The sequence below is a fragment of the Bacillus sp. (in: firmicutes) genome (assembly GCF_031983925.1).
Classification (GTDB): Bacteria; Bacillota; Bacilli; order Bacillales; family Bacillaceae_G; genus Bacillus_A; species Bacillus_A pacificus.
Window position 1 is genome coordinate 909,854 of sequence record NZ_DALYZR010000002.1, and the last position, 20,350, is coordinate 930,203.

Annotated in this window: 20 protein-coding genes and 1 tRNA gene; 6 read left to right on the forward strand and 15 right to left on the reverse strand. The window is 36.2% G+C overall.

Annotated elements, in window-relative coordinates; translation table 11 throughout:
- Window positions 1-25: 25 nt before the first annotated feature.
- The 3 genes from RTP99_RS10875 to RTP99_RS10885 form a co-directional block, all read right to left on the reverse strand.
- Entirely contained in the window at window positions 26-1,303 is a 1,278-nt protein-coding gene (locus tag RTP99_RS10875; RefSeq protein WP_000871367.1) for an MFS transporter, read from the reverse strand.
- 116 nt (window positions 1,304-1,419) lie between these two features.
- Entirely contained in the window at window positions 1,420-2,031 is a 612-nt protein-coding gene (sodA, locus tag RTP99_RS10880; protein WP_001052031.1) for a superoxide dismutase [Mn], read from the reverse strand.
- Window positions 2,032-2,252: 221 nt separating this feature from the next.
- Window positions 2,253-2,326, reverse strand: a tRNA-Ile gene (locus RTP99_RS10885).
- Window positions 2,327-2,568: 242 nt separating this feature from the next.
- On the opposite strand from RTP99_RS10885, the gene RTP99_RS10890 reads away from it, so the two are divergent.
- The 3 genes from RTP99_RS10890 (at window position 2,569) to ispG (ending at window position 5,020) form a co-directional block, all read left to right on the forward strand.
- Window positions 2,569-3,333 (forward strand): DUF1189 domain-containing protein, encoded by a 765-nt coding sequence (locus RTP99_RS10890; protein WP_000021910.1) that lies wholly within the window; start codon window positions 2,569-2,571, stop codon window positions 3,331-3,333.
- 53 nt (window positions 3,334-3,386) lie between these two features.
- Complete coding sequence (locus tag RTP99_RS10895; protein ID WP_000825406.1) at window positions 3,387-3,752, forward strand: hypothetical protein; 366 nt, start codon at window positions 3,387-3,389, stop codon at window positions 3,750-3,752.
- A 164-nt stretch (window positions 3,753-3,916) separates the two neighbouring features.
- Entirely contained in the window at window positions 3,917-5,020 is a 1,104-nt protein-coding gene (gene ispG / locus RTP99_RS10900) for a flavodoxin-dependent (E)-4-hydroxy-3-methylbut-2-enyl-diphosphate synthase (protein ID WP_011040674.1), read from the forward strand.
- Window positions 5,021-5,105: 85 nt separating this feature from the next.
- On the opposite strand, the gene RTP99_RS10905 is transcribed toward ispG, so the two are convergent.
- The 4 genes from RTP99_RS10905 to RTP99_RS10920 all read right to left on the reverse strand — a co-directional run bounded on the left by RTP99_RS10905 (window position 5,106) and on the right by RTP99_RS10920 (window position 8,195).
- Complete coding sequence (locus tag RTP99_RS10905) at window positions 5,106-5,519, reverse strand: Fur family transcriptional regulator (protein WP_001054512.1); 414 nt, start codon at window positions 5,517-5,519, stop codon at window positions 5,106-5,108.
- Window positions 5,520-5,532: 13 nt separating this feature from the next.
- Complete coding sequence (locus RTP99_RS10910) at window positions 5,533-6,366, reverse strand: metal ABC transporter permease (protein WP_000613827.1); 834 nt, start codon at window positions 6,364-6,366, stop codon at window positions 5,533-5,535.
- A complete protein-coding gene (locus tag RTP99_RS10915; RefSeq protein ID WP_001059653.1) occupies window positions 6,366-7,136 on the reverse strand; it encodes a metal ABC transporter ATP-binding protein in 771 nt (256 codons plus the stop codon). The genes RTP99_RS10910 and RTP99_RS10915 overlap by 1 nt, the downstream gene beginning before the upstream one ends.
- 180 nt (window positions 7,137-7,316) lie before the next feature.
- Window positions 7,317-8,195: a YitT family protein gene (locus tag RTP99_RS10920; RefSeq protein WP_000435958.1), complete on the reverse strand. Its 879-nt coding sequence runs from the start codon at window positions 8,193-8,195 to the stop codon at window positions 7,317-7,319.
- A 149-nt stretch (window positions 8,196-8,344) separates the two neighbouring features.
- On the opposite strand from RTP99_RS10920, the gene RTP99_RS10925 reads away from it, so the two are divergent.
- Window positions 8,345-8,599 (forward strand): DUF2624 domain-containing protein, encoded by a 255-nt coding sequence (locus RTP99_RS10925; protein ID WP_001048963.1) that lies wholly within the window; start codon window positions 8,345-8,347, stop codon window positions 8,597-8,599.
- Between the two features lie 19 nt (window positions 8,600-8,618).
- Here the strand turns inward: RTP99_RS10925 and RTP99_RS10930 are convergent, their stop codons facing one another.
- Entirely contained in the window at window positions 8,619-9,515 is an 897-nt protein-coding gene (locus RTP99_RS10930; RefSeq protein WP_000912466.1) for a deoxyribonuclease IV, read from the reverse strand.
- A 134-nt stretch (window positions 9,516-9,649) separates the two neighbouring features.
- Entirely contained in the window at window positions 9,650-10,960 is a 1,311-nt protein-coding gene (locus tag RTP99_RS10935; RefSeq protein ID WP_000192444.1) for a DEAD/DEAH box helicase, read from the reverse strand.
- 180 nt (window positions 10,961-11,140) lie between these two features.
- Here RTP99_RS10935 and vrrA point away from each other — a divergent pair, with 180 nt between their 5' ends.
- Both vrrA and RTP99_RS10945 read left to right on the forward strand, forming a co-directional pair.
- Complete coding sequence (vrrA, locus tag RTP99_RS10940) at window positions 11,141-11,878, forward strand: VrrA/YqfQ family protein (protein ID WP_000484145.1); 738 nt, start codon at window positions 11,141-11,143, stop codon at window positions 11,876-11,878.
- A gap of 89 nt (window positions 11,879-11,967) precedes the next feature.
- Window positions 11,968-12,918 carry a 4-hydroxy-3-methylbut-2-enyl diphosphate reductase gene (locus RTP99_RS10945; protein ID WP_000706669.1) on the forward strand — a complete coding sequence of 317 codons (951 nt, stop codon included), beginning with the start codon at window positions 11,968-11,970 and terminating at the stop codon, window positions 12,916-12,918.
- Between the two features lie 40 nt (window positions 12,919-12,958).
- On the opposite strand, the gene RTP99_RS10950 is transcribed toward RTP99_RS10945, so the two are convergent.
- From RTP99_RS10950 to RTP99_RS10975, 6 genes are all read right to left on the reverse strand, one after another.
- Window positions 12,959-14,080, reverse strand: a complete 1,122-nt coding sequence (locus RTP99_RS10950; RefSeq protein WP_000036222.1) for a Nif3-like dinuclear metal center hexameric protein — start codon at window positions 14,078-14,080, stop codon at window positions 12,959-12,961.
- Window positions 14,077-14,784, reverse strand: coding sequence for a tRNA (adenine(22)-N(1))-methyltransferase (locus tag RTP99_RS10955; protein WP_001006540.1), 708 nt, complete (start codon window positions 14,782-14,784; stop codon window positions 14,077-14,079). The genes RTP99_RS10950 and RTP99_RS10955 overlap by 4 nt, the downstream gene beginning before the upstream one ends.
- Window positions 14,785-14,949: 165 nt before the next feature.
- The gene (gene cccA, locus RTP99_RS10960) at window positions 14,950-15,306 is read right to left on the reverse strand and encodes a cytochrome c550 (RefSeq protein WP_000828145.1); all 357 of its coding nucleotides are present in this window, start codon (window positions 15,304-15,306) and stop codon (window positions 14,950-14,952) included.
- A 385-nt stretch (window positions 15,307-15,691) separates the two neighbouring features.
- Window positions 15,692-16,819: an RNA polymerase sigma factor RpoD gene (gene rpoD / locus RTP99_RS10965; protein WP_000764060.1), complete on the reverse strand. Its 1,128-nt coding sequence runs from the start codon at window positions 16,817-16,819 to the stop codon at window positions 15,692-15,694.
- A gap of 59 nt (window positions 16,820-16,878) precedes the next feature.
- On the reverse strand, window positions 16,879-18,675 hold the full coding sequence (gene dnaG / locus RTP99_RS10970; protein ID WP_000528214.1) for a DNA primase: 1,797 nt from the start codon (window positions 18,673-18,675) through the stop codon (window positions 16,879-16,881).
- Window positions 18,676-19,526: 851 nt separating this feature from the next.
- The gene (locus RTP99_RS10975; protein ID WP_000368943.1) at window positions 19,527-20,339 is read right to left on the reverse strand and encodes a pyruvate, water dikinase regulatory protein; all 813 of its coding nucleotides are present in this window, start codon (window positions 20,337-20,339) and stop codon (window positions 19,527-19,529) included.
- Window positions 20,340-20,350 lie beyond the last annotated feature (11 nt).

Below are 20,350 nucleotides of genomic sequence, written 5' to 3' on the forward strand. Positions count from 1 at the left end.
ATTCTAGCATAAAACAAACGATAAGTTAACCTTCTGGTTCTGTTTGATTCTGCGTGGTTCCTTGTGCTACAACACTTGTGTTCCCTGCATTTCCTTCATCATATTTGACATTTTTAACTGCAAAATAAATAAGAAAATGTCCAGCACCTAAAATACATAGTAAGAAAGGTAAACTCTTTTCAGGCGGAAAGAATAATACAGCACATAAAAAACTTAAAACTGAACAAATTCTCCCAGCATTTAACCATAATTCTCGGACAACAACATACTCTACACGCCACTCTCTCGCATTTTTCGCTCTACCAATTACATCATATGTCATCGATCCATATGGAACGAGTAAAATAGGGTATGCAATCGCAATGCATGCTGCATAAATAAGTAATTTTGTGTATGTAACATTGAATATAACTAAAAATACGACAGCATATAAAATAATGCCTCCAAGTAAAATTGCTTTTTTTCGCCACTCTTTCTTTAACATACGAGCAACTAAATAGTAACATACAAATGATACAGCAGAATTTACTAAGCTATATTTCCCTAATGCAAGCTCACTATCGGTTGCTAAGTACACGTATACTGAAATAACAAAAATGAATGTTCCCTCTCTCAATCCTTGGAAAAAATGAGCACGTGTAATTCTCCCCCAATTTTTATCAATCCGTCGCTCTTTCAAAACTTGTGCAACCTCATAACGACCTTCACATTCTCTCTTAGATACAAAAAAGCTTAAAACGACAGCAATTGCAAATAACAGTAACGAGAGGAAGAATATGACCGTATAACCACTCCACTTTTCCATACGTGAAATTGTGTATCCAGCTGCTATCGGTCCAATCATGCCAGAGAAGGATGTAAGAAGCCCAAGAAACCCGTTAAAGAAATCTCTTGTTTCTGGTTCTGTAATCTCAAATGTTAATAAATTAAACGCGAGCCAGTAAAAACCATATCCGACTCCTAAAAGAGCCCCCATTAATAAAATATAGTGAGAAGCGCTTTTTCCCGCTACTAAAACAACGATAAAAAAAATTGCTAACGTGCCTACGCCTATTCGTAACAAGATCGAGCGATCAATACGCTTCGCTAATTTCCCACCTATAAGAAATGTGAGGGGCTGCAATACAACGCTGGCCAAATTATACAAGCCGAGATTCACATAATTTTGTGTTTGTTTCCATAAATAAATGTTAACAAACGTATTCGATAAAGAAATTGCGAGCGTGTATAAACCTCCAATAAGGAGTAATAACACTAAATCCCGATTCACTTCAACGTCACCAATTATATGTTTCCACTTCATACACAACTCTCCTTTACTTCATGTTCTAGTCTTCCAAAGACAAGCCCAATTATGTAAAAGGAAAGCATAGAAAAAAGCTAGGAGCATTCTCCTAGCTTTTTCTATCGTTATTACAATTATTTTGCTTCTTGGTAACGTTTTTCAGCAGCGTTCCAATCTACAACGTTCCAGAATGCACCGATGTAGTCTGGACGACGGTTTTGATAATTTAAGTAGTAAGCATGTTCCCAAACATCTAAACCGATAACTGGTGTTTTACCTTCAGTTAGAGGAGAATCTTGGTTTGGCGTGCTTGTTACTTCTAATTCACCATTATTTACTACTAACCAAGCCCAACCAGAACCGAAGCGAGTTGCGCCAGCTTTTGCGAATTCTTCTTTGAATGCATCGAAGCTACCGAATTTCGCTTCAATTGCAGTTGCAAGTTCGCCTACTGGTTGTCCACCGCCGTTTGGAGATAAGATCGTCCAGAAGAATGTGTGGTTAGCATGTCCGCCACCATTGTTACGTACTGCTGTACGGATTGCTTCTGGTACTTCGTTTAAGTTTGCAACTAATTCTTCTACGCTTTTGTCAGCTAATTCTGCATGACCTTCTAAAGCAGCGTTTAAGTTTGTGATGTACGTGTTATGGTGTTTTGTATGATGGATGTTCATTGTTTCTTTGTCAAAGTGAGGCTCTAAAGCATCATACGCATAAGGTAAATTTGGTAATTCGTGTTTTGCCATTGTTATATTCCTCCCAGTTTATGTATTGCCACTTAAGTGACATACAACTACATTCTACCCTAATTGCCATAGGGTGCAAACAAATAAATCGCATTGTCTTGCTATCATTAAAGTAGCAAAATTCCCACTTCTTTTCAATTAAAATGCTCATATATTTCATAAAAAAAGCCCCCTTCTACAAGGAAGCTTCCTACTGACATAATAAACACGTGAAATGGATATGGACCCTGTAGGACTCGAACCTACGACCGGACGGTTATGAGCCGTCTGCTCTAACCAGCTGAGCTAAGGGTCCACAATTATGTATGTAACAATACATCAAATAAAGGAATTCCTATCGGATATATCCTTTAAGAAATGTAAGATAAATTTACCATATAGAAAAGAAAAGTGTCAATTGTATTTTTCTCATTTAAAAGAAGAAAATTAATAAAAAGAAATTTAGTTGTCTCTACTATATGTAAATATAATATATCTTGAGATTCCCTAGATTCCTACGTTACAATGATTTTATACATACATAAAGGAAGTGAATCTATGTCCATATTTACCCAATTAGTCAAAAGCGTATATTCGCCTAAAGATATGGCGCTATTCCGTTTTCAAAAAATCGGAAAAACCATTTTGTATATTATGCTACTTTGTCTAATCACTACTATTCCAAGAACATTCTTTTACGGTAGCTTTATCCAAGATAGTGTTACTATGGTAAATCAAGCAATTGAAAAAGATTTACCTGATTTTAAAATCGAAAATGGTGAACTAAAAGCTGATATTGAACAACCTATTCAAAAAGAAGAGGGAGATGCTCTTTTCGTATTTGATCCAAATACAACAGATATCGAAAAGTATCAAAATAAAACTGGTTTATTTATTTTAAAAGATAAAGTAGTTTCTATAGGAAATGGCCAGACGCAAACATACTCCTACAATGATTTATTAGGCACATCTCTTGAGAAAAAAGATTTGCAAGATTTCATTTCAGTATTCGATAGTATTTATCCAATTTTACTAGCTGTTATCGGCGTGTTAGTATATCTATTCCAATTGTTCATTACTTTCTTAGGAATTACTTTACTTGCGTTTATCGGTTCTGCTATGAGTGGTCAACGTAAATTATCTTATAAGCAAGTATGGACGTTAACTGCTTACAGCTACACAATTCCAACAATCTTCTTTATGATTATGGATTTATTCAAAATCGTTGTACCTGGTTCAACATTCATTTATATCGCAGTTGTTTTAATTGTTCTATACTTAACAATTAAAGAAGTTCCAAAACCGAACGAAAAAAATGCCTAAATAGGCATTTTTTTTTTGGACAAGCATATATTCCTAGCAAAGGAGTGAAGAATATGAAGAGATTAGGTATATTCTTATTCGTGCTTGTTCTTGGTTATATATTTTATTACGATATAAAAATTGGCACTTTGCCGATGTTAAGTTCATATAAAAAGACAAATGCGGCCGAAACAATAAAACAAGAAAGTACAAATACAAAACAAAAAAAAGAAAACAAAGCGGAAAAAGAAACAGATGTCACTTATAAAACAATTGAAGTCAAAACAGGTGATACGGTTCTTTCCATTACAGAAGCGATCAATAAGAAAAAAATTCCTTCTATCGAAAAAGTAATTGATGATTTTAAACAATTAAATAAAAATACACCTGCTACAAAAATACAACTTGGAAAGTCTTATAAATTCCCGTTATATCAATAAGCAATCACTTAATCCTTGTCAATTACATAAAGGCGCTGATACAATAGTAAAAGTGAAACCGAGCACTTCGGTTTCTATAGCCCTGTATCACGTATACTATCATTGATATAAGGGACTAAATAAGAAACTTCTTTTATAAGGAGAGCGATCTATTCGTGAATGAAATGACTCATCGTACAAAAACACGTCCAGTTAAAGTCGGTAATTTAACAATTGGCGGTAATAATGAATTAATTATACAAAGTATGACAACAACAAAAACACATGATGTTGAAGCAACAGTTGCTGAAATTAAACGTTTAGAAGAAGCTGGCTGTCAAGTCGTGCGTGTTGCTGTTCCAGACGAACGCGCAGCAAATGCTATTGCTGATATTAAAAAACAAATCAACATTCCACTTGTTGCTGATATTCATTTTGATTATCGCCTTGCTTTAAAAGCAATTGAAGGCGGCATTGATAAAGTACGTATCAATCCAGGTAACATTGGTCGTCGCCATAAAGTAGAAGCTGTTGTAAATGCAGCAAAAGAACGTGGTATTCCAATCCGTATCGGTGTAAACGCAGGTTCATTAGAGCGTCACATTTTGGAAAAGTACGGATACCCAACTGCAGATGGTATGGTTGAGAGCGCCCTACATCACATTAAAATTTTAGAGGACTTAGATTTCCATGATATTATCGTATCTATGAAAGCCTCTGATGTTAACTTGGCAATTGAAGCATACGAAAAAGCTGCACGTGCTTTTGATTATCCACTACATTTAGGTATCACAGAATCTGGAACGTTATTTGCCGGAACTGTAAAAAGTGCCGCTGGTCTTGGAGCAATCTTAAGTAAAGGCATCGGAAATACACTACGTATTTCATTAAGTGCTGACCCAGTTGAAGAAGTAAAAGTTGCGCGTGAACTATTAAAGTCATTCGGCCTTGCATCTAATGCAGCAACACTTATTTCTTGTCCAACTTGCGGTCGTATTGAAATTGATTTAATTAGTATCGCTAACGAAGTGGAAGAGTATATTTCTACACTACAAGTACCAATTAAAGTTGCAGTACTTGGCTGCGCTGTAAATGGTCCTGGTGAAGCTCGTGAAGCTGATATCGGTATTGCCGGCGCGCGCGGAGAAGGACTATTATTCCGTAAAGGGCAAGTCGTTCGTAAAGTACCAGAAGAAATAATGGTAGAAGAACTGAAAAAAGAAATCGACGTAATTGCTGCTGAAATGGCTGCTGAACGAGAAAAAGAAAAAGAAACACAAGAACAATAAAATAAAAAGAAGGTTGCCCACAACATTTGTGAGCAACCTTCTTTTCTACGTAAAAAAGCTCGTCAGTTATAGAACTGACGAGCTTTTACTTTGCACATTTTGGACAACGGCCATATATTTCAAACTTATGACCAGTTACTTCATAACCGTTAAAATCTTTATTCATAAAATCCATCGGGCAAGAAGTAATCTCTTTCGTCCCTCCACAATCTAAACAAATAAAATGATGATGATGTTCCATAATAGAACATGTAAAACGAAAATGTTTTTCACCGTTTAATTCCGTTTGTTCTAAAACACCGATTTCAGCAAACACCGTTAAGTTACGATAAATCGTGTCAAAACTAAGACCTGGATAATCATCCTTCATATGCTCTAAAACGTCTTTCGCCGTTAAATAACGATTGTGAGCTGCAAATAACCTGAGCATTTCTTCCCTTTTCCCAGTATGTTTGTATCCTTTATCTTTCATTAGGCGTAAAGCTTCTGTTAGATTCATATCTATCCCTACTTTATGCAGTTTTTTTCTTTTTCCATAAAATCGCACCAATTAAAATAAGAACCGCTATCATAACAATTGTACCACCTGGTGCTAAATCAAGTTGATACGAAGCAAACATTCCACCAATTACTGCAATTTCACCAAATAAAATGGAGAAGAAAATTGTTTGTTTAAATCCATTCGCAATACGAATACTTGCTGCAACTGGTAACGTCATTAATGATGATACGAGAAGAACCCCTACTACACGCATTGATACCGCAATGACAAGCGCAACCAATATAATGAAAATAAAGTGAATCCACTTTGCACTCAAACCGGTTGATACAGCGTATTCCTCATCGAACGATAGTAAAAATAGCTCTTTGTATAATAAAGTAATCGTTACAATAACAACAATTGCTACAATGCCAATGATTATTAAATCCGTACTTGTTACAGCACTTACACTACCAAATAAATAACTAAATAAATCTGTGTTAAATCCATTTGCAAGTGAAATAAAAATAACGCCAATCCCCATTCCTGCTGAAAGAATAATTGGAATTGCTAATTCTTGATAATGTTTATATACAGTACGTAGTTTTTCAATAAGTAACGCCCCACCCATAGAAAAAATCATACCCATATATAACGGATTTAAAAATCCTCCTGTGAAAATTGTTTTTTCTAGTAATAAACTTGCAGCAATACCCGATAATGTCACGTGACTTAACGCATCTGCAATAAGCGACATACGACGAATGACAACAAATACACCGATAAGTGGCGCAACAAGTCCTATTAAAATCCCTGCATATAAAGAGTTACGTAAAAAGTCATATTGTAAAAAATCTTGTATCATTATATCCTCCCGTGATGCTCATGCTCGTGTTCTAAACGATGAACATGATGTCCATATAAGACGGACATTTCTGCATCTTCTAACTCTCGGAACTTTTCTACATTTCCATGGAAATGTAAATGTTGGTTTAAGCATGCAACATGTGTTACCTTCTCGGTAACAGCTCCCATATCATGCGTAACGAGAATTAATGTAATTCCTAGCCTTTTGTTTAAATCCTCTAATATCTCATAAAAACTTTCTACATTCTTCACATCGATTCCAACAGTGGGCTCGTCCAAAATAAGTAATTCAGGATCACTAACGAGCGCACGAGCAATAAATACGCGCTGTTGTTGTCCACCAGAAAGTTCTCCAATATTACGTCCTTGAAACTCACTCATTCCTACATCAGCAATCGCTTTTTCTACCTTTTTCTTATCGTTTTTCGTAAAAAAGCGAAACAACCCTTTTTTCGAAACGAGTCCCATTGACACAACTTCAAACACAGTTGCCGGAAAACCAGAATTAAAGCTATTTGCCTTTTGCGACACATAACCAACTTTGTTCCATTCTTTAAACTTCTTACTATCAACACCAAACAAACGAATGCTTCCCTGTTTTGGCTTTAAAACGCCTAATAAACATTTTAGCAAAGTTGATTTCCCTGAACCATTTGGCCCAACTAAACCTAAAAAAGCTCCCTTCGGAACTTGCAAATTTATATCTTCTAACACATTTCGATCTTCATATCGAAATGACAATCCTTCTATTTCTAATATATTATTCATAGCATCTCACCTATTTTAATTCAGAATGATTCCGATTTATATCTATTTGAATTATAGTACAGCTTATTATAGTTGTAAACCAATCTGCCTAAAATATATCTACTTTTTCAAGAAACCTTACTATTATAACAAAAAGCAGAGAAAAATTCTCTGCTTTCAAAAGATATTATAATTAATTTTTTAGTGAATGGCTGATTTAAACTTACCACCATTTGTCTCTTGTGTACTCATAATCGTAACAAACGCATTCGCATCAATTTCATACACAATTGATTTTAGCTTTGTCACTTCTAGACGTGTTACAACTGCATAAATCACTTCTTTTTCTTTATCCGTGTAACCGCCTTTCGCTACAAGCTTTGTAGTTCCACGACCAAGACGATGTAAAATCGCATTTGATACTTCCTCATATTGATCTGATACAATTAAAACAGCTTTCGTTTCATCTAAACCTTGAATGACTGTATCAATTGTTTTGAATGCAATGTAGTACGTCATAACAGAATACATCGCTTGTTCAACACCAAATACAAATGCTGCCCATGCAAAAATAAATAAGTTCACAAACATTACAAATTCGCCAACGGAGAAAGGTAATTTCTTCGTTAATAAAATACCCATAATTTCTGTTCCGTCCATTGATCCACCATGACGAATAACGAGCCCTACACCAAGACCTAAAATAAGACCGCCAAACACTGTAGCTAAAATTGGCTCTGTTGTAAATGGCGGCACAGCATGTAACGTTGATTCAATAAACGCTAAAGCTACAATACCGAACGCCGAAGATAGCATGAACGTTTTTCCGATTTGCTTATAACCCGAATACATAAATGGGATATTGAGAATAACGACCAAAGTAGAAAAACTTAACCACCAAATATTAGGAGTAAGATAATCTAATATAAGAGAAATACCAATAATTCCACCGTCAATAATTTTATTTGGCATTAAAAATAATTCAATTGCTACCGCTGCGCATGCTGCCCCAAAAATAATCATAACTAAACGATAAATAAGATGGATAACACTTTCTTTTCGATGTTGCTTTTGCTCCATAAGTCCTCCCTATACTCTTTTTCTATAGTTTTGTCCTTATATTATAACATACGCTTCTTTTTCTCATGAAAAAAGAAACTCTATACGAATATGTACAAGCTACGTACTCATATATTTCGATAGAAGAACGTGTGAAGGAGGATAACTCGATGAACCTCATTAAACAACTTGTAAATAAAAAATTAAATCATATTTCTACAAAGGAATTATTGAAATATAGTAAAGAATATGACGTTCCAATTACGACTGCACAAGCTGATCAAATTGTTGGACTTATGAAAGGAAAGAATATTAACATTTACGATAATGACGAACGACTAGCGCTCTTAAAACAAATAGCTCAAGTAACCTCGCCCGCTACTGCCCAACAAGTAAATACTTTATTTCAGCAACTACTAAAATAAGGAGGGGATATTCCCCTCCTTATTGCGCTTTAATTTTTTCAAGAAGTCCTTCATCAAAAGTACCATTTTTCAGCATTTCGATTTCTAATTTATATGGCGGCTTCTTGTCCTTTTTATCTTCACCTACATATGGCGTTTCCAGAATTTTTGGTACGTGCGTTAACTGCGGATGATGCACAATATGATGCAACGCTTTATAGCCAATATGACCGAAACCGATATTTTCATGACGGTCTTTTCCTGCGCCGCGTACATTTTTACTATCATTAATATGAAGTACTTGTAAACGATCGATACCAACAATCTTATCAAATTCGTTTAATACACCATCAAAATCATTTACAATGTCATATCCTGCATCGTGCGTATGGCACGTATCAAAGCATACGGATAGTTTTTCATTATATTTTACACCATCAATAATTTTTGCAATTTCTTCAAAACTACGGCCGCATTCTGTTCCTTTTCCTGCCATCGTTTCTAACGCAATGTTCACCGTCTGATCTGGCGTTAATACTTCATTCAGCCCTTTAATAATTTGTTGAATACCAGCGTCTGCTCCTGCACCGACGTGCGCACCTGGGTGAAGAACGATTTGTTTCGCCACACCTAATGCTGATGTCCTCTCAATTTCCATACGAAGAAAATCTACACCTAATTGGAATGTTTCTGGCTTCGTCGTATTTCCAACATTAATAATATATGGTGCATGTACGATAATCTCTTCGATACCGTTTTGTTCCATATGTTTTCTTCCTGCTTCTATGTTCAATTCTTCAATTGGTTTTCTTCTTGTATTTTGCGGTGCACCTGTATAAATCATAAACGTCGTTGCACCGTATGAAACAGCCTCTTCACTTGCTGCTAATAACATTTTCTTACCACTCATAGAAACATGAGATCCAATCTTTAACATACAATCACCTCTTCAATATACAATAGATATAATGATAGCATAATTTGTAGAAATATGTAGTGAATTGTTTTTTCCATTCTCCACTGATTATTATCCCCGTAAATAGCGGGATAAAAAAAGATAAGGGAAATCCCTTATCTTTTTTTATTGCTATATTTTCTTTTCACTTTGTCACGTTCTGTTGCAAGTTTACGTTTATAGTTTGGTTTTACTTTTTTCGGTTTTTTAACAACTTTCGTTGCCATAACATCAAGTTCATCATTTGGTTTTTTACGGCTCTTACGACGACGACGTTCACCTAAATCCACCCACTCATCTCCGCGTAAATCTACATGTTTAAACTCGATATGACGTTGTTTTTCTAAACTATCTAACGCTTCTTCGTTTGCTGGATCATAAATCGTCACTGCAATACCTGAATAGCCTGCGCGTGCTGTTCTTCCAACACGGTGAACGAAGAAATCTAAATCTGATGGAAGTTCATAATTAATAACATGACTAATTCCTTCAATATCAATACCACGTGCTGCTAAATCAGTTGCAACAATATATTGGAATTCAAGGTCACGAATTTGTTTCATCATTTTTTTACGATCACGAGGTGATAAATCTCCGTGAATTCGTCCAACTTTTAAGCCGCGTTCCGTTAATCCGTCAGCAACTTGATCTGCCATTTTCTTCGTATTCGTGAAAACAACTGCTAAATACGGTTTAAATTGTAGTAACATTCTTTTCACTAAATCGATTTTGTTACGATGTTTAGAAGGCACTAAATAATGCTCAATATTTCCAGCCGCAACTTGTTTTGGATTGATATGAATATGCTCTGGATTCTCCATGTATTTCTTTAGAAACGGTTTTAGTTTTTGAGGAATTGTTGCAGAGAAAACTAACATTTGCAAGTTTTTAGGCATGCGTGCTGCAATCTTGTCTACATCATGAATGAATCCCATATCAAGCATTAAGTCTGCTTCATCGACAATAATCGTATTTGCTTTATGAACAAACAGTGCTTGTTCTTCTACTAAGTCTTTAATACGTCCTGGCGTTCCAACTACAATATGAGGTTGTTTTTTCAACTTCTCAATTGATCGTTGTTTATCAGTTCCACCAATTAAACAACGTGCTGTAATCATTTGATCTTCCGCACAGAACTTTGTTAATTTCACGATTTCTTCGTAAATTTGTTGTGCTAACTCACGAGTAGGCGCTGTAATAACAAGTTGTACTTCTTCACGACCTGGGTTAATTCTGTTCAATGTAGGAAGTAAGTATGCATGTGTTTTCCCAGAACCTGTTTGGGATTGTCCAATTACACTTACACCTTTTTTCACGACCGGGAAAATTTTCTGTTGAATTCCTGTCGGCTCTGTAAAGCGTAGTTCACGAACTGCATCTATTAAAAATGGTTTAAAATCATACTGTGTAAAAGTTTTTTGTGTCATAAGTTACACCTTCTTTCTAAATTTCTACTGCGCGCACAAATCAGTCAAGTCTACATTATATCGAAATCTACAAGTAAAATCCATCTTTAGTTTAGGTTTTTACTTCAAAAACTAACCTTCTTCCCTCTTATTGCATATTGTATGTGTATATACCTAACTGAAGAAAGGAGGATTTCTCGCATGTTTCCAAAATCCCCCATGAGACAAATGTATCCGAATCCAGGGCAGCAACCTTATACACCATATCCAATTCCACAACTACCACCGATGGCACAAAAAAAGAAAGGATTTCTTGCTAAACTCTTTAAAAAACACGATCCAACCGAACCTTACATGCAAATGGTTCCGCCTTATCGACAAATGGAAGGACCGCCAATGATGCACCAGCAACCGCCACCTCAATATCGACAGCAATATCAGCAACAATACCAACACCAATACCCGCAGCAATATCAACAGCAATATCAACCATACATGCAGCAGCATCCCGAGCAAATGATCCCTCCTCAAATGTATGAATCAAACGACACGCGCGGCGGTGCAACAACTCCAGCCGCATCAAGTAGCGGCATCGGTAGTTTTTTTTCGAATTTAATTTCGAATCCAACTACTATGATAAATAATATCGAAAAAGTATCACAAGTCGTTCAATCTGTAAGCCCTGTCGTTGAACAGTACGGTCCCATTATGCGTAACCTACCAAGCATTGTTAAAATTCTCACCTCTGGAAAAAGTACGGAAGAAAATCCAACCGAAGATCAAACTGAAGACGTAACAGAAAAGGTTGAGGTAGCAACTCCACATCCTCCATCCAAAAAAAGAAAAAGAAAAAAAATGGTGATTGAGCCAGTCATAGAAAAAGAAGTACGAGAGGAGCCTGTTCAAAAAATAGCAACAAAACCAAAACTATATGTGTAACAATCCTTTGTTTTCTATCCACTCCTCCTTTATAATGTAAAAGACTATGCACAAAAGTATCCCTTGTTTAGAAGGAGAGGATTACTCATATGAAAATTGTTAAAATTTCCCCTCGTGGTTATTGCTACGGTGTTGTGGACGCGATGGTTATTGCACGTAACGCCGCATTAGATACATCATTACCAAGACCTATTTATATTTTAGGTATGATTGTTCACAACAAACATGTAACAGATGCATTCGAAGAAGATGGCATCATCACATTAGATGGTCCAAGTCGATTAGACATTTTAGATAAAATCGATTCTGGTACTGTTATTTTCACTGCACACGGTGTTTCTCCAGAAGTTAAACAACGTGCAAAAGAAAAAGGTTTAACAACAATTGATGCCACTTGCCCAGATGTTACAAAAACACATGACCTTATTGAAGCAAAGAAAGCTGAAGGTTACCATGTCATTTATATCGGCAAAAAAAATCATCCAGAACCAGAAGGCGCAGTTGGTATCGCACCTGATATCGTTCATCTTATCGAAAGAGCCGATGATTTAAAGACATTAGAAATTCCAACGGATAAAATTTTAGTTACAAATCAAACAACGATGAGTCAATGGGATGTTCAACATTTAATGGAGGACATTCAGAAGAAATTCCCAACAGCAGAATTCCATAAGGAAATTTGTTTAGCAACTCAAGTTCGCCAAGAAGCGGTTGCCAAACAAGCTGATGTTGCAGACTTAACAATTGTTGTTGGTGATCCGAAAAGTAATAACTCAAACCGTTTAGCACAAGTATCACAAGAAATCGCTGGTACGAAAGCATACCGCGTTGCAGACGTAAGTGAAATCAAATTAGAATGGCTACAAGGTGTCGAGAACGTAGCTGTTACAGCAGGCGCTTCTACTCCAACACCAATTACAAAAGAGGTTATCGCTTTCTTAGAGCAATATGACCCAATGAATCCTGCTACATGGGAAAGAGTTCGAAAAGTACCGTTACAAAAAATATTACCTCGTGTAAAAGTGAAAAAAGAACAATAATAAAAACCGTTGCCTATATGAGCAACGGTTTTTATTTTTCTTATACAAATGTAAATGGATCTGTATGTAATTGCGAAGCATGAATATGTACATTCAGTTTCTTTGCATCTGCTTTTTCTTGTAATTGCTTTTGTACACCTTGCTTCATTACCTTTTCAACGTTATGTCCTGGGTCGACGATATTTAAACCGAGCATCATCGCATCATGGGCAACATGATAATACATGTCACCTGTTACATATACATCCGCACCTTTAAATTTAGCTTGATTGATGTATTTGTTACCATCGCCACCAAGTACAGCTACTTTGCGCACTTTATCATCTAATTTCCCAACAACTCGCGCACCCTTTACATCTAACGATTGCTTTACATGTTCCGCAAACTGTCCAAGTGTCATTTCTTCTTGTAAATATCCTATTTTTCCAAGCCCTAACGTTTCACCTTTGTTATCAAGTGGATACACATCATAGGCTACTTCTTCATATGGATGTGCTGTTACCATTGCTTTAATCACTTTTCGTTGTAGTGAAGCTGGAATAATCGTTTCGATTCGTACTTCTTCTACGCGCTCTAACTGTCCAGTTTCCCCGATATAAGGATTTGTCCCCTCTTGAGGTACAAACGTACCTGTACCCTCGCTATTAAACGTACAGTGGCTATAATTGCCGATATGACCAGCACCTGCGTCTCCTAATGCTTTTCGTACTTCTTCTGCATGAGTTTCAGGCACAAACACAACAATTTTTTTCATTTCTTCTGCATATGTCGGTGCCAAAACTTCTGTATTTTGCAATCCTAACGCCTCAGCCAGTAAATCATTTACCCCGCCCTTAGCAACATCCACATTTGTATGTGCTGCATAGATTGCAATATCATTTTTCATACACTTTTCAATAATTTTCCCATACGCCTTATCTGTATGGATCGCTTTTAGCGGGTTAAAAATTAAAGGGTGATGCGCAATAATGACATTCGCTCCTAATTGAATTGCTTCATCCACAACTTCTTCCGTTACATCTAACGCAATTAATACGTGCTGCACGGGTTTATTAAGCGCTCCAATCTGCAGCCCAATCTTATCTCCTTCCATCGCCAAATGCTTCGGATACATACTTTCAAATAACGAAATAATTTCATGGCCATTTGGAATTTTACTCATGATAAAACCTCCCCTATCATTTTCATTTTCGCTTCTACTTCCGCACGCTTCGCTTTTGTTTCTTCAGAATCAGCCGCACGTTCTAACTGTTTTAAAATATTTTGGAAGTTTTTTAATTCTCCTTCCCACTTTTCAACGAAAGCTTCACTTTTTTCTTTCATTAAAAATGGTCCCATAAATAATTCAGCCTGTTTATTTTCAGAGTAAGGAACCGTGATATTTCCTCGCTCCCCTACTAAAATCTCGTAAATTTTCCCATCTTCTTTTACGATTTTTTCATGGATAAGCTCCCATCCATTCTCAATAAACCATTCACGAATGTGATGCGCTGCAATATTCGGCTGTAAAATTAAACGTGTTACACCTTCTAATTTTTCTTTACCACTTTCTAAAATATCACGAATTAACGCTCCGCCCATTCCGGCAACCGTAATTACATCTACTTCTCCTGGCGCGATAACAGCTAATCCATTCCCTTTACGCACATCTACTTTATCTTGTAAGCCACTTTCAGCTACAGTTGCCTGCGCAGAGCGAAATGGTCCATCTACAACCTCTCCAGCAACTGCTTTAGTAGCAATATTATTTATAATTGTATAACACGGTAAATACGCATGATCCGATCCAATATCAGCAACTGTAGATCCTACTGGTATTTCACGCACAACTTCTTCTAATCGTTTTGAAAGCTTTACTTCATTCATGTATTTCCATTACTCCTTCTCTTGTCAGTCTGTCTCCATGATAATGAATTTATAGTAGTTGTTGCAAGCCTATAACAACAATTCACTTCTCTATTATTCATCGTATTTTAGAAAATATAGAAAAACAAGCCTTTTGCTTAAGCAAAAGGCTTGTCATACGGAACTTTATTTTTTCTTCGATAACCAATCAGCTACTTTAGCGGCTTGATCAGCTGGAACTATATTCGGTGGCATATTGCCTTTTCCTTTCGAAAGAATTTCTTTAATTTCATCCTTTGAAAGTTTCCCACCAATTTTTTGTAAATTAGGTCCTACCGCCCCTTGTAATTGATCACCGTGGCAGCTCGTACAGCTTTGCTTCACAATATCCTCTGGCTTGGATGCTGTTTGTGCTGGTTTCCCGCCATTTTTTGCATCAGCTAACTCTTTAGATTTATTTAGCCCCTGAAATGAAAATACAAACATAACGATAATACCTAATGCTGCAATAAGAGCGAACGGAATCAGCGGATTACGTTTCATATCTCTTCTCCCCCCTCTATACCCCTAAATAGTTAGATGATTCAGTCATTTCCATTGTACTTGAAAACGCTCTATCAGAAAAGAGTAAACTACTAATCGTTAAAAATATTCCATAAATTCAGTTTATTGTTTTTTATTGTTATATCGCTTATTATTTCGATAATTATTAACGTTTCTCATCATATTTTTCACTTTTCTACATATATTTTTGTATAGAATAAACAAAATTAATCGAAAAATCGAAAAATGAGCATTTGCAAATCAAAAGACAATTCTGTAAAATAAATTACAAGAAATTGTAATCGTTGCTGACAGCTAAAGTTTAACAAAAATTAACAAAATAAAAAAGTTTACTTCACAAAAGTGAAGTAAACTTAAAGGTAGCCTATTCTAAGAAATCCTTAAGGCGCTTACTACGGCTTGGATGTCTCAATTTACGTAGTGCTTTTGCTTCAATTTGACGGATACGTTCTCTCGTTACGCCGAATACTTTCCCAACTTCTTCAAGCGTACGAGTTCGTCCATCATCTAAACCAAAACGAAGACGTAGAACATTTTCTTCACGATCTGTTAGTGTATCTAACACATCTTCTAATTGTTCTTTTAGCAATTCATACGCTGCATGGTCCGCAGGCGATGTTGCTTCTTGGTCTTCAATGAAATCACCTAAATGGGAGTCATCTTCTTCACCAATCGGTGTTTCAAGAGAAACTGGCTCCTGTGCAATTTTTAAGATTTCACGTACTTTTTCTGGAGCAAGATCCATTTCTTCACCAATCTCTTCAGGAGATGGTTCACGTCCTAAATCTTGTAATAATTGACGTTGTACACGAATTAACTTATTAATCGTTTCAACCATATGAACTGGGATACGAATTGTTCTTGCTTGGTCTGCAATCGCACGTGTAATTGCTTGGCGAATCCACCAAGTTGCATACGTACTAAATTTGAAACCTTTACGATAATCGAACTTTTCAACCGCTTTAATTAGACCCATATTCCCTTCTTGAATTAAGTCTAAGAAAAGCATACCACGGCCCACGTAGCGCTTTGCAATACTTACTACAAGACGTAAGTTTGCTTCTGCAAGACGACGTTTCGCTTCTTCATCGCCTTCTTCAATACGCGTTGCAAGTCGAATTTCTTCTTCTGCAGATAGTAAATCTACACGACCAATTTCTTTTAAATACATACGAACAGGATCGTTGATTTTAACCCCTGGTGGTACGCTTAAATCATTGAGGTCGAATTCTTCTTCCGATTTTGCTATTTGGCGATTATTAGGGCCTTCGTCGTTGTCATTGTCGCCAACTAAGTCGATCCCTTGTTCACCTAAATATTCATAGTATTCATCCATTTGATCGGATTCAATTTCAAATCCATTCATGCGTTCTGCAATCTCTTCATATGTAAGAACGCCACGTTTTTTTCCGAGCTCAGTGAGTTGTTCTTTCACTTGCTCAAGGGTCATTTCAGTTTCAATTTGTTTAGAACGAGCTGGTTTGTCAGCCATCTGTTCCCCTCCTTACGCGAGATACAAACATTCATTATACTAAAAATTTATCAAAAAAGCTATTTTCTCGCTTTTTGATTTTGTAAATATGCTACATAATATTTAGCAGCCTCTACAGGATCTGTCTTTTCCATTTGTTTTATCTTGAAGATGATTTCCATCTTTTCAAGTTTTTCTTGATGACGTCTAAGCGTCTCCAAATGGCCTTGTAACACTTCTTCTGTGTATTCTGGATTAATAAATTCATCCGTCGAAATATCAGTAATAATATTTTTCAACTTTTCATCAGAGAGCCAACTTAAAAATGTTCCGACTGAAGGTTCATTTCCCTTTTCATAATATGCGTATAGTTCATATAAAATCCCTTTATGTTCTTCTGTATGAAAATCTTCTATGTGGGATTCCATACGAACGGCCACTTCTGGACTTTGCAACATATGGTAAATAATTTCTCTTTCAGCCCTTTCAAAACCTGTTAACTTCGGTTTTGCTTGAACAATTTGAGACGGTTTAGAAACCTGCTTTACTTGTTTTTGTTGTACCTTTTGTTCTTTGCGATATTGGTGCAATTGATTCAAAAGTGTTTCCATTGAATACGAAAATTCTTGCGATAATGACTTCAAATATGATTCTGCCTGCATCGCATCCTGTAACAACGATAACTCTTTTAAAACACTTTTCACATACTCTTCTTTGCCCGACTCATCTTGCAAATTTTTCCCTAAACGCAAATGATTTATTTTAAAACCAACAAAACTTATACTTGATTTCACAAGATTTTCAAAAGCAGTTGTCCCATATTGTTGCACATATTCATCAGGATCAAGCTTATCTGGCAAGGATGTAACTTTCACTTGGCAACCAACTTGCAACAATAATTGCCCTGCTTTCATCGTCGCTTCTCGCCCTGCTTTATCACCATCATAGCAAAGAACAACAGTTTCAACGTTACGTCGCAGAAGTTTTGCTTGTTCTTCAGTTAAAGCTGTTCCCATTGTCGCAACAGCTTCTTCCACACCACTTTTTACCGCAGCTAGTACGTCGGCATACCCTTCAAAAAGGACCACTTGCCCACGTTTTCTAATAAACGGCCTTGCTTGATGGAAGTTATACAACAATTTACTTTTGTGAAAAATTGGTGTTTCTGGGCTATTTAAATATTTCGGAGTGTCATCTCCTAACGCCCTTCCACTAAACGCTATCACTTTACCTTGTAACGTATAGATTGGAAACATAACTCTTCCACGGAAGCGATCATAATGACTACCATCCTTCTCGCTTCTTATGAGAAGACCAGCTTGTTCCATACTAGACAACGATAAACCTCTTTTTTGTAAAATTTTCGTTGCTGCATCCCAAGCAGGTGACGCATAACCAATTTCAAACTTCTCAATCATCTCTTTTGTAATACCACGTTTTAACAAATACGAAAGTGCTTCATTTCCTTCTTCTGTATTTACTAATAAATGATGATAATACTTTTTTAAAAGTTCATGAGCCTGTTGCATGATGACAGTGTCATCAGATATGTCTTCTTGTTGTCCTTGCCCTGATGTATACTCTGCAACCGCAATTCCATTTCTTTCACCTAGCTTTTGAACAGCTTCGGTAAAAGCCAGTCCTTCCATTTTCATTAGAAAGGAAAATACATTTCCACCTTCTCCACATCCGAAGCAATGAAAAATTTGCTTGTCAGATGAAACAGAGAATGAAGGAGAATTCTCACCATGAAACGGACAAAGGCCGAAATAGTTACGTCCCTGTTTTCTAAGTTGAACGTATTCACCAATCACTTCGACAATATCGGATGATGTCCGAATTTGTTCAACAACTTCTTCAGGAATTCTGTTCCCCATAACTCCATCTCCGTGTCGTATTTTGTATTCGATATAAATTAAAAAATTCCTTTATAATTCGACAATATTTTTTCTAAACTTATTAAAAAATGTTGTCGATCACGTTATCAAGCGATTTTGCAGACCCTTTTCTGCGTAACTTCGCAGATACGTACCTACTATATAAAATTGTATCCATTTGCTCATCTATTACAAATGTACCTCATGGAGACAATACATATGCACTTTTTCACAAGAAGACTAGCAAGCACCATATCCTATGTGATCACGAGATCTGTTTTTTGCATGTTGATACATATAAAGAAATCAACTTTTGCTTATTCAGCATCTACATAGATCCAAATTCCCTCGCTGCTTCCTTAAACGATGAGCATACGATGTGACAAACAAAATTTTGACATGAAATTTCGTTCCAACTCGCACAATTGTCAGCCTTCACAGTATATGCATCTGCATCAACTCATACCATATTGATGTTTTGCATATTTCTGTATTCTACATCCCTTCTGCGAATCCTTCCATAATGTGCGTTTTCTTGTATAGATTTTGTCGATTTAACGTAATTACATGTCATTTCTTAAATCCTATCCCTAGTTTATTCTGAAAAATTAAAGTCTAAACGTAAAATATAGGTTTTTATCACAATTTTTTATTATAATATATTTTCTTCAACTACGCTACATATCCCTTTATTTTTTCATCTTCTATTTCAGGATAGCGAAACCCTACTTTTAACATAATAAAAAGACAGAAGAATATAAGTATAACCACTTCACTATCATCTATTACGAAATCAGTAGGCACTGTGTTTCTCACGAGCGAAAAAAGCACATTCACCTTTGGTAAATGTGCTAAAACATTTTTTGGTTTTGCACTGCATTCACAATAATGTTAGCTGTTTCTTCAATCGCTTTGTTCGATACATCAATTACTTGACAATTTATTTTACTAACTACATTCTCAAAGTGATCAATCTCTTCTTTAATACGATTAATATTGGCATATGTTGCTCCATCACTTAGTCCAAGTGATTTCAATCGCTCTTTTCGAATATGATTTAACTTCTCTGGCGTAATTTTCAAACCGAAGCATTTTTCTTTAGCCACTTGATATAATTCTTCAGGCGGATCTACTTCTGGTACTAGTGGTACGTTGGCAACTTTCAAACGTTTGTTATGAGCTAAATATTGAGAAAGTGGTGTTTTTGATGTGCGCGAAATCCCAATTAACACGATATCTGCTTTTAAAATACCACGTGCATCTCTACCATCATCATACTTCACAGCAAACTCAATCGCTTCAATCTTTTTAAAGTATTCTTCATCTAATCTACGAACAACACCAGGCTCATATCTAGGCACTTGCCCTGTAATTTCTTCAATTTGATCGATTAGAGGGCCGATAATATCATATGCCTCTACACCTTCTTTTGCAGCCTCTGTCACTAAATATTGGCGCATGTCAGGCTTTACTAACGTAAAACAAATAAGTGCTTGATTGCTCTTAGCAATCGAAATCACTTCTTTTAATGTCCCTGTATCTTCTACATACGGCACACGTCTAATATCAGGAGCAAATGGGAATTGCCCCATTGCTGCTCGAACAACCAAATCAGCCGTTTCTCCTACAGAGTCAGATACGACATATACGATTTTATTATCCATTACATTACCTC

Coding starts and splice junctions, on each gene's coding strand:
- RTP99_RS10875 (WP_000871367.1), bottom strand. CDS start 1,303: ATGAAGTGGAAACATATAATTGGTGACGTTGAAGTGAATCGGGATTTA.
- sodA (WP_001052031.1), bottom strand. CDS start 2,031: ATGGCAAAACACGAATTACCAAATTTACCTTATGCGTATGATGCTTTA.
- RTP99_RS10890 (WP_000021910.1), top strand. CDS start 2,569: ATGTCCATATTTACCCAATTAGTCAAAAGCGTATATTCGCCTAAAGAT.
- RTP99_RS10895 (WP_000825406.1), top strand. CDS start 3,387: ATGAAGAGATTAGGTATATTCTTATTCGTGCTTGTTCTTGGTTATATA.
- ispG (WP_011040674.1), top strand. CDS start 3,917: ATGACTCATCGTACAAAAACACGTCCAGTTAAAGTCGGTAATTTAACA.
- RTP99_RS10905 (WP_001054512.1), bottom strand. CDS start 5,519: ATGAATCTAACAGAAGCTTTACGCCTAATGAAAGATAAAGGATACAAA.
- RTP99_RS10910 (WP_000613827.1), bottom strand. CDS start 6,366: ATGATACAAGATTTTTTACAATATGACTTTTTACGTAACTCTTTATAT.
- RTP99_RS10915 (WP_001059653.1), bottom strand. CDS start 7,136: ATGAATAATATATTAGAAATAGAAGGATTGTCATTTCGATATGAAGAT.
- RTP99_RS10920 (WP_000435958.1), bottom strand. CDS start 8,195: ATGGAGCAAAAGCAACATCGAAAAGAAAGTGTTATCCATCTTATTTAT.
- RTP99_RS10925 (WP_001048963.1), top strand. CDS start 8,345: ATGAACCTCATTAAACAACTTGTAAATAAAAAATTAAATCATATTTCT.
- RTP99_RS10930 (WP_000912466.1), bottom strand. CDS start 9,515: ATGTTAAAGATTGGATCTCATGTTTCTATGAGTGGTAAGAAAATGTTA.
- RTP99_RS10935 (WP_000192444.1), bottom strand. CDS start 10,960: ATGACACAAAAAACTTTTACACAGTATGATTTTAAACCATTTTTAATA.
- vrrA (WP_000484145.1), top strand. CDS start 11,141: ATGTTTCCAAAATCCCCCATGAGACAAATGTATCCGAATCCAGGGCAG.
- RTP99_RS10945 (WP_000706669.1), top strand. CDS start 11,968: ATGAAAATTGTTAAAATTTCCCCTCGTGGTTATTGCTACGGTGTTGTG.
- RTP99_RS10950 (WP_000036222.1), bottom strand. CDS start 14,080: ATGAGTAAAATTCCAAATGGCCATGAAATTATTTCGTTATTTGAAAGT.
- RTP99_RS10955 (WP_001006540.1), bottom strand. CDS start 14,784: ATGAATGAAGTAAAGCTTTCAAAACGATTAGAAGAAGTTGTGCGTGAA.
- cccA (WP_000828145.1), bottom strand. CDS start 15,306: ATGAAACGTAATCCGCTGATTCCGTTCGCTCTTATTGCAGCATTAGGT.
- rpoD (WP_000764060.1), bottom strand. CDS start 16,819: ATGGCTGACAAACCAGCTCGTTCTAAACAAATTGAAACTGAAATGACC.
- dnaG (WP_000528214.1), bottom strand. CDS start 18,675: ATGGGGAACAGAATTCCTGAAGAAGTTGTTGAACAAATTCGGACATCA.
- RTP99_RS10975 (WP_000368943.1), bottom strand. CDS start 20,339: ATGGATAATAAAATCGTATATGTCGTATCTGACTCTGTAGGAGAAACG.